Raw genomic sequence first — 9,365 nt, 5'->3', positions numbered from 1 at the left:
GATATATGATTATAAACTTTAGATATTTGAGTGGGAAATACTGTTTCAGTTTTCCGCACCCATTTTGGCAATAAATCCATAAACATCAACTATTCAGCTATTTGTTGACTTTTTTCTTTTTTCATGGGAGTCCCAGAGCTATTTTTGCTCTAGTATGGTAGAATAAAAGTGGGTTAATTAGGGTGCAGGTTATTGAAAAAAGTTCCGGCAACTATAAAGGATTAAGAACGATCGGAAGTTCAAAAGATCCTGATATTGTTGAAAATCTCTGTTACCTGGGAAAGGAGTTCATACAAACTTATCAGGGACAGCAAACACTTAATCTTCCCGAACAAGATTTCAAAGAAGCAGTAAAAAGCAGCATTAAAGGTATTGATATAGAAGGAGTAAACTAAAAACCACTCAATATCTTAAACGTTATTTTTCAATAGCTACCAGTGAAGATAGAATCTACAGGTACCTCGATAAGCTCTACCATGAACAAAAAGGAATGATTCAGCAAATCAATTACCAGCACAACTTAAAAGTTCTTATTGGTATAATCAGTGTTGTTTTTTACCATGTCACCACGATTTATTTCCAGATAGATGATGAGAACGAAATAAGGACACGGGGTTTCTCAAAGGAAGGCAAACACCTGAACCCGTAAATTGTGCTGGGGCTGCTTGTTAGTGTTGATGGTTACCGTTTCGTCGATGAGCTACATGAAGGCACTAAATTTGAAGGACATACCATGCTGCCCACAATAGATGTATTTAAAATAAAATGTAAGCTGGTAATTAGTGCAGACTCGGGTTTGTTGTCAACCGCAAATATTAACGACCTACAGGAAAAAGGATGTAACTTTATTTTAGGGACAAGGATCAAAAATGAGAACAAGGCGGTGAAAGAAAAAATCCTGTCCCTTAAATTGACAAATGGCAAAGTGATGTTATCGAAAAAGAGGATGGCTTAAAATTAACCATTAGTTACTCGGATAAACGTGCAAAAAGGGAACGGCATAACAGGGAAAAGGGCCCGCAGAACCTGAAAATGCCTGTCGATACGTAGTTAATTTGGAAGAATAAAAAAGCCTTCCCTCAGCTAATGGGAAGACTTCTTGCAATGGCACTCACGAGAACGCACACATTAGCCATTACGCATCCGGTATTTCAGGCTCCACCAACCTCATCAGCTTGTCCAGTGACTCCTGCCAGCCCAAGTAACACATCTCCGCAGGTATGACAGCGGGAATTCCTTCCTGAGTGATTTTCAGATCTGTACCTGTAGAGACCTCCTGCAGCCAAACCGTGGTTACCATTTCACCCGGCAGATTAGGGTCATCGAACTGATCGGTGTACTTCAAAAATTCATTGGGTTTGAGTTCAACATATTCTCCGCCAAATGAATGGCTCTTCCCGGTTGAGAAATTCTGAAATGACATGCGATAAGAACCGCCTACCTGTGCATTCATTTCATGTACCGTACATAAAAAGCCATACGGCGGCAACCAGGAGGCGATTGCCAATGCGTCGGTGAATGCGCGGTATACCTTTTCAGGTGATGCTTTAAGAACCCGGTGTAACGAAACATTGTTGTCGGTCATAACACTATTTTTTTGTATTCCTACTCGTTTGGCTTTTCGGTTCCACCCGTTTTTTTAAAGTGGTGACTGCTCCACTATCGTGCAGCCCGTTTTTGGCCGGCGTCGACCATACAAAGGTTATTAAATCATTTGATGTTGACGGGGTGGGCCTCCGTCAAAACAACAGGCCAAATACGACAACGCCCTGCTGATGAACTCAAATGTACGCATTTAACCGAACCAAGAAGGCCTGTCCGGCTCCCTTTTCACTTGAAGTTCTCCGAACATTTTAGTGAAACGCTGAAAATAAAACAGCAGCTTTGCAGGAGACAAGACGGAGTTTGCCAGATGCTTACAGATTCTCAATGTTCTTTTCGGAAATACGAAGTATATTCATTTTAATGAATTTAGACTATTGCTTGGTTTTTATGATTTTGGAGATCGTTTCACTACCCCCCTTTTCGATTACAGACACCAGGTATACACCATCTGGAGAGCCTTCCATATCCACGACCGTTTCATTCTGATTGATTTCATTTATTGACTCTACCAGAGCTCCCGTAGAATGATATAACTTTACGCTCTCAATGTTGTTTGTCCCTTCGATATGTATCTTTGCTTGGGTTGGATTTGGAAAAATACGGATGGCGCTTCCTTCTGAAATATCACCCACCGCATCGGGAAAACCCTTAGAGAATTGAAGAATCACTGCATCGCGAGCTGGAATATCAATAGATATGGCGCTTCCGTAATAGTGTTTTTCTTCTCCGCTGAATAACTCTTTGACCCCATAATCTGTCCCTTCTACTCCCAATCGCTCAAAATTAAGATTGAAGGATTTAGCTTCTCCATAATTTACGACGATTACGTTGTAAATCCCTTCAGCTTCCTTCACAAAAATCTCGCTGGCCCCACTCTCCGAATGGGCATCAACCGGGCGAAAAGCAACTCCATCCTTTGCAACTTCCAGCACGTCTTCGTTCTGTAATAGGATTCTTGCTCTTTCAGACCACTGGCCGGTCACAGAAAAGTCGTCTCCGCTGAAAATTGTTCCGTTAATTATTCCAGAAGCCAACCGGGCACGATTCTCCCCCATGGAGCTATTACCAAACACCAAATGGTCACCATCTATAAAATCATACATTTGATCCTGCCACCACCCGTAAGTATTACTATTCAGGGTATATTCCGTGGCACCAATATCAGCATAAGCATCACAAGCAATTCGCCGCGAATGAACATAGCGGGCTGTTGCCAGATTTGGCGAAATGGCGGCATAGATGAGCATTTTATCTTCAAGCTGATCAACTAAATATTCCATGCCTTTGCGAAATGCCTGCATTCCTGTCGTCACTTCAGGATCATAATAATGATCAGCATCCACTGACGCATGGCCAATAAAATCAATCTTAATCATTTCGAACCCGCAAGCTATAAACTTGTCAATCATAAGACTTATCCGATCCTGCGTTGCCGGATGAGTCGGATCCATGGCGCGTCCGCCATCTTCATCATGATACGCTCCATTCACTCTCGTCCAGGCTCCTGCGTAACTGTATACACTTCCTTCGACTTGCCGGTCGTACTTACCCCAATCCACAAAAGGGCCCCAATAAATCCCAGGCTTCAATCCATTGCTTTTGCAATAATTCGCAAATGCCACCAGATTTGAAAAATCGCCTTCCAAGCCTCCACTCACCATATTGTCCCAGTATGAATCCAAATCGATATAAGCGGTTTCTCCATTTCTGAAATCAGGCAAACTTTCTACAAAAAAATCGACAACTGCTTTCGCCTTATCCAAACTCAGATCTGTTTGAATGGCGCCCCAACTGTTCCACCCAAATGGTGTTGGTTGATTCCACTCAAAAACATAGCGTGGCTCTGCCACAGCATTAGCCCTTCCATATTCCTCCATTCCAAGACGCCAATCATCGAAATACCCAACAAACAATTTAGGGGATTTAATCTCTTCCCCGGAAATTGAGCCATGTGCCTTTGCGTCACGAGTCACATTTTCGTCGGTATAACCTCCCCAGGCTACAAGCGAAGATAATTCGCTACCTTCTCCTGCTCCTTTAATTCCGGTTTTCCAGGTTGCATGTTCGACTGAACCAACCACCAGTCCTTTACGGCTGATATCATCATAAAAAGCAGTTACCTCCGAACTAGTTGCTGTCGTGTAATTTTCCAATGTGTGCGATCGATAGCGAATAAAACCATCGTTGTCGAACGGAACAAAAAGGAAACGATTATCACCGGCTTCTGCAATATCAACCTGACTGCTAACTAATGGTGCCATATAATTTGACACAACAGACTCGCCTCTCAAAAAAACTTCTGCAAGAAAATAATCGCTTCCATCGTAAGCGTAAAACACTTGTTGCATATCAGGAAGATCTTGGGCTGTTAACGTCACTATCATTTTCTGTCCATCCCCAAAATCATCAGAAATGTCTTCAATGGAAACCTGACGATCTTCGTAGTCCAGACTACTGATTGACACATCACCATTTTTCACCATGCTGTAGGCCGAGGAGATGACCTGATGATCTCCGAAGTACATCGAATAGGTTCCAGTTTGAGTACTGTATTTTAACTCCCCGCTCGCACCAAATTTAAATGATTCAACACACTCAACGCAAACGGGCACGACTTCAAAGTTTTGCAGACTCTCTTCTTCTAAGAGGGGATCAAATGATAGATACGGAGGATCAAACACGCTTCCCTCTTTTGTTGGGGTAATGGCGTAGCTTTTACCTCCCGTCAGACCAGTAAATGAATACGCTCCATTTTCATCCGTTTCAATATTGCCGATTTTAGCACCGGAAAGAGATAACGTAACTCCTACTACAACCGTTTCATCCTGTTTCACGCTGCCAGAGATATTAAACGTGGGGCTTGGAGTCAGCGAGAATTGATCAAGATTAGGAGCCCACCCGTTCGGATTATCGAAGACCAGCGTATTTTCACCTTCAATCAAAGCAATTTGAATTTGTGCCGTTGAAGGTGTCGACCAGCCACCGGAAGGTGAGCAAACAACCTCCACCCGCTTTCCATAGTTCACCCAAACAGAAAATGATCGTTGATCAGCCGTGCTGTAGCTTATTGAAAGGTCATAATCTCCTCCCGATAGAACTTGAAACACTTTCGTTACTGAACCGTTCTGTGTCCCACCCAAATTTCCAACCTGCTGACCTCCTGAACATTCGCTGGCATTTTGCACAGCGGAGCCATTCGCCAAAATTGAAGTCTCAGCTTCAAATTCAAATTTCTGGGCAAGGAGATTAGCGGGGAAGATCAATGCCACAAAAAGAAGGACTGCAGCCCAATTTCCATTAAACTGCAGTTTCATTTCCATTCCTCTAAAAATCAAATTTTTTAGTAACGTTATCTTATTTCTGATCCAACCAACGAATTTCATGACTTCCTATTTGATTTTCTTCAATTGAATCACAAAACCACCAACTGGCAAAACTTCCAGATGCTCTGTTGATTGGTTTGAAATGCTTTTAGACGCTGTATAAAAAGATTGATTATCTTCCCCATCAGTAATGAAAGTAGCTTGGTAGGTCTCTCCGGATTCCAAAAAGCTGAAATCAAGTTCAATAACCTTACCGACATCTTCTCCATTAATCCCTCCGACAAACCAATCTTCACCTCTTTGTCTTCCAATCACAACATCATCTCCCGGATAACCTGAGAGAAATTTAGTGTCATCCCATGCCGCGGGGACAGACTTCAAAAATTCAATGACCTCCTTTGGCTGAGCTTGATACATTTCAACCTTGTCAGCAAAATGCTGAATTCCTGATTCAAAGACAACGGCAAGAGCCAGCTCAAAACCATAAGAAGTGCGGTGTGGAACCTGCTGAACCGAAAATGCAACCGGTGTATAATCCATCGGCCCCACCACATTTCGGGTGAAGGGCAAAATTGTACAATGCAGCGGTGCGCCTTGTTCATAGTGGGAATGATAAATGTAACCCTCTTCGCCGATGACACTTTCCATTGAAATCAAGTTGGGGTAAGTACGCGACCATCCCCGGGGAACCGTACACCCATGAAAATTCACCAGTAGCTTATTGGCTGCTGCATCTTCCATTATCCCGTGATAAAGCTTCATAAAGTCCTGTTTATCACTTGAGAAAAAATCGACCTTGATTCCCTTGATTCCAAGTTTCGAAATCCGCTTCATTTCCTTTTTACGGATGTCTGGATCAAACATTTTGTCTCTTGGCCCTGCGTTAACCCGATTAATTGGCCCTCCGGAGTTGTACCAAAGCAACAAGTCTACTCCCTTCGCTTTCGCATAGTCAGCCATTTCGGCAAGATTAAATCCTTTTCGGGTGTCCCAACCTGCATCTATAAGCGAGTACTCCCATTCCATCTCCTTTGCAAAGTCTATATACTTCTTCAGTTTCTCTGGTGTATCATTTGATCCATCCAGATACCCGGACCACCAAGCCCACGAGGCCCGACCAGATCGAATCCAGGAAGGATCCTCTATTCTCGACGCATCACTCAAGTGGGTTACCAGGTTCGACTCCAGGATATCACCCAACTCCGATCCGATCAGAATTATTCGCCAGGGCATATCCCACGGTAAAGTTGATTCCGCATAAGTATTACCATAACCAAAAGCTTCCTCTTCCAACGGTGGCACAACACGATACAACCCATTGTCTGCTACTGAATCCAAATGAGATCCATAGAAATTAGCTTTCAGATTGGCCTCAGAGATCAACACCCAATGCTCGTTGACTTCGAACAATGCGGGGAAGCACCAGGCTTCTCTGCCGGGAGATGGAGTCCCGACGGGCATTTCACCTTCATAATTGCGCTCGTATGCCGGAGCATATGCTGTCGGTTTGTCGTAAGGTTGCATCCATGCATTTCCCTCTGGAAGGTTGAAGCCAGTTAGCTCATGCTCTACAATATAAGTTTGCTCGTCCTTCTCTGGGAAAACGTATTTGAAAGCAAACCCTTCCTCATAAACTCGACATACCAAGTCTAAAAGCCCACCGTCCAAATTGGCAAATTTGAATGCATATTCGTTGTAATGATTCCGGTTCACCAGTCTTTTTCCTGTAGAAAGCGTATAGGATTCCCCAACTGTTTTCTCCTTCTCTTTTCCTACAAAATTTAGTGTATCAAATTGCTGATCTTTGCGAATAATTCCCAACGGCGAGTTCTCAATCACAGCAGTTCTGTTTGAGCCATTTGCAGCCCACACCTGGTAACTCAACCGTCCGTCGTCCTGTATCTGTAGCTGGGCAACAATTCCTCCCTCGGGAGACACCATCTGCCATTCAGTTTCCACCTTCTTTCCACACGAGACAATCGCAAATAGGATCAGGGTGACTGCTAACAGTTTTATTCGACTCATTTTTATCTCCATTTTATTTTACTTCGCGAATGATTAGGACAACACTTTTCCGACCAGCATGAACTTGTGGATTATAGCCGATTTTCATCAAAAAATCTCCACTGAGGACCTGATCTGAATTTAAAGGCGATGAGGTTTCTGGATAAAGATTAACTTCTTGAATTTGGTAGTTCTTCGCAGCATCAAGTCCCTTAAACTTAACCGGAGCCTCACTTTTTTTGTCATATCTGTTGTTGACCAGGTAATTAAAAACGACACCCTCGTTCTTTTCCGAATTCACAAACATCAATGAAGCAAAATCATTCTTTTTGGGGTCTGCTAAGCGATATAAATCTCCATGCCAAACCGTTTCTTTCAACACATCATAAGTATCTACTGCTTGCTGGCAAAAGCGCAATTCTTCATCGGGCAGCTCACCAATAACGATGTCAAAACCAAGTTTCCCCATCATGGCTACATCAATTTTATATTTCAAGGATTGCTTGCCCCAGTCTGTGACGTGATTTGAAGTACTGATTGCCGGATAGAAATAGGAATACTCCCATTGCATAAAGACACGCTCCAATGGATCGGTATTATCGCTCGGCCAAAATTCTGTGAAGTACTGCAAAGCAGCATAATCCACGCGGCCGCCCCCGCCGGAGCAAAGCATCATTGGCACGGTTGGGTATTTGTCACGGAGTCGCTCCAATACATTATAGAGCCCTCGTACATAATCAATGTATAAGTGCGTTTGTTCCTTCAGGTGACTTGAATAAGCATTATAAATTACAGCGTTACAATCCCACTTAATGTAGGCTAAATCAGGATTCTCGACAAAAAGATCATCCACCACTTTAAAAACAAAATCTTGTACTTCGGGATTGCTCAAGTCCAATACCAATTGATTGCGAAAATAGTGTTCATCACGCTTTGGCTGCTTAATGACCCAATCAGGATGTTTATGATACAAACTGCTTTCCGGGTTCACCATCTCGGGCTCGACCCAAATCCCGAATTTCACGCCATTTTTTGTCGCCTCTTCAACTAAAGATGAAACACCATTAGGTAACTTTTTACGATTCGCTTGCCAATCGCCTAATCCTGCATCATCATTGTTTCGCGGATATTCATTTCCAAACCAGCCGTCATCCAGCAGGAACAAGTCAACTCCCAGCTTCTTTGTATCTTTTAACAACGAAAACAGCTTCTGCTCATTAAAGTCAAAATAAGTTGCTTCCCAATTATTAAGCAAGGTTAAACGATCACCTTTGCCATCCAACAGTTTATGATTACGTGCCCAAGAGTGTAATTTACGACTCGCTTCACCTTTACCATTGTGGGATAGAACATGTAAAAACGCTGGAGTTTTAAACTCCTGTTTTGCGGGAAGTTTGTATTCCGAAGCATAATCGTTCATCCCTGCAATGATCCGTAGGTTGTCCTGTGGATCCAACTCCATTTCAATCTTGAAATTTCCGCTCCATTCCAAGGCTCCATACAAAACTGTTCCTTCGTCCTCATTCGACGGTTGATCGAATGATACCATAAACACCGAAGGCTGAAACAAATTAGCCCGTGTCCCCAGTTTTGAATCAATTGTTTTTATTCCACGAGTAAGCTTTGATTCTTCCGGCTGCATTTCCTTGGCCCAATCCCCATAATACTGGGTCAGATAAAAGTCTTTGCCTTTGAGGCTCAAATTGGCTGATGCAAACTTATGCAGTACAACCGGCTTCTTTTCCTGATGGCTGATCACAGCCCATTGTTCAATCACATCCTCATTGAAATAGGATTGATAATATAACTCGACCTGAACCGGATAAACCCGGTCCTTCATGGTGACTTTCAATAGAGAAACATTGGCATCAATCGTTTCGGTTTGATGATTGACGTATTCCAAGTCAAGCGATTGATTTCCATCTGAATGAGTCACCCGAATGGCTGGCTCAAGCAAATTTCGGCTTCCGGCTGAGGTATATGCAGAATTATAAACATCGGTATAGTCCGTTGCTTGTTTATACTGTTCTGAAATGCGTCTGTATTCCGAATCTCTTGAAAGCTTTTCTCCGAAATAAATCATCTTCAGATCGTTGCTTTTGTCAACCTGAAAAACCATTGCATTCTGGCTTGTCTCAACAGGAATGATCTGGGCCTGAATACCAGAAGCCATAAAAAGAACGAAAATGAAAACTGCCAGGCTTCTATAAAGCCATGGAATAAAACGATTAATGCTGTACATGAAGTTTATTTTTATGTGATGTAATACCTTTCCAAATCATCCACCATGGAATAACTTGTTTGCTGTTACTGTAGCGGTATGATATAGCCATCAAGATAGTCTCTCTTATGATAATCTACCACTATAAGCCGGCAGTAGTTTAAAAAAGATAAGGGTGCCCTGGTTTGACCAAGACACCCTTCAAGATAATT

The 9,365-nt window shown here is 42.7% G+C and carries 5 protein-coding genes; 1 reads left to right on the top strand and 4 read right to left on the bottom strand.

Translation table 11 applies throughout. The annotated features are described in order from the left end of the window. Window positions 1–182 precede the first annotated feature (182 nt). Complete coding sequence (locus AAC033_RS17090; protein ID WP_339740355.1) at window positions 183–395, top strand: hypothetical protein; 213 nt, start codon at window positions 183–185, stop codon at window positions 393–395. 740 nt (window positions 396–1,135) lie between these two features. On the opposite strand, the gene AAC033_RS17085 is transcribed toward AAC033_RS17090, so the two are convergent. The 4 genes from AAC033_RS17085 to AAC033_RS17070 all read right to left on the bottom strand — a co-directional run bounded on the left by AAC033_RS17085 (window position 1,136) and on the right by AAC033_RS17070 (window position 9,174). Beyond that, complete coding sequence (locus AAC033_RS17085) at window positions 1,136–1,585, bottom strand: SRPBCC family protein (protein WP_339740353.1); 450 nt, start codon at window positions 1,583–1,585, stop codon at window positions 1,136–1,138. Between the two features lie 391 nt (window positions 1,586–1,976). Continuing rightward, a complete protein-coding gene (locus AAC033_RS17080; RefSeq protein WP_339740351.1) occupies window positions 1,977–4,988 on the bottom strand; it encodes a T9SS type A sorting domain-containing protein in 3,012 nt (1,003 codons plus the stop codon). A gap of 6 nt (window positions 4,989–4,994) precedes the next feature. Next, entirely contained in the window at window positions 4,995–6,953 is a 1,959-nt protein-coding gene (locus tag AAC033_RS17075; RefSeq protein WP_339740349.1) for a glycoside hydrolase family 97 catalytic domain-containing protein, read from the bottom strand. Between the two features lie 13 nt (window positions 6,954–6,966). Continuing rightward, on the bottom strand, window positions 6,967–9,174 hold the full coding sequence (locus AAC033_RS17070) for an alpha-galactosidase (protein WP_339740347.1): 2,208 nt from the start codon (window positions 9,172–9,174) through the stop codon (window positions 6,967–6,969). Window positions 9,175–9,365 lie beyond the last annotated feature (191 nt).

The sequence above is a fragment of the uncultured Sunxiuqinia sp. genome (assembly GCF_963974515.1).
GTDB lineage: Bacteria > Bacteroidota > Bacteroidia > Bacteroidales > Prolixibacteraceae > Sunxiuqinia.
Note: the sequence above shows the minus strand (reverse complement) of the source record. Positions and strands in the feature narration are given on the sequence as shown.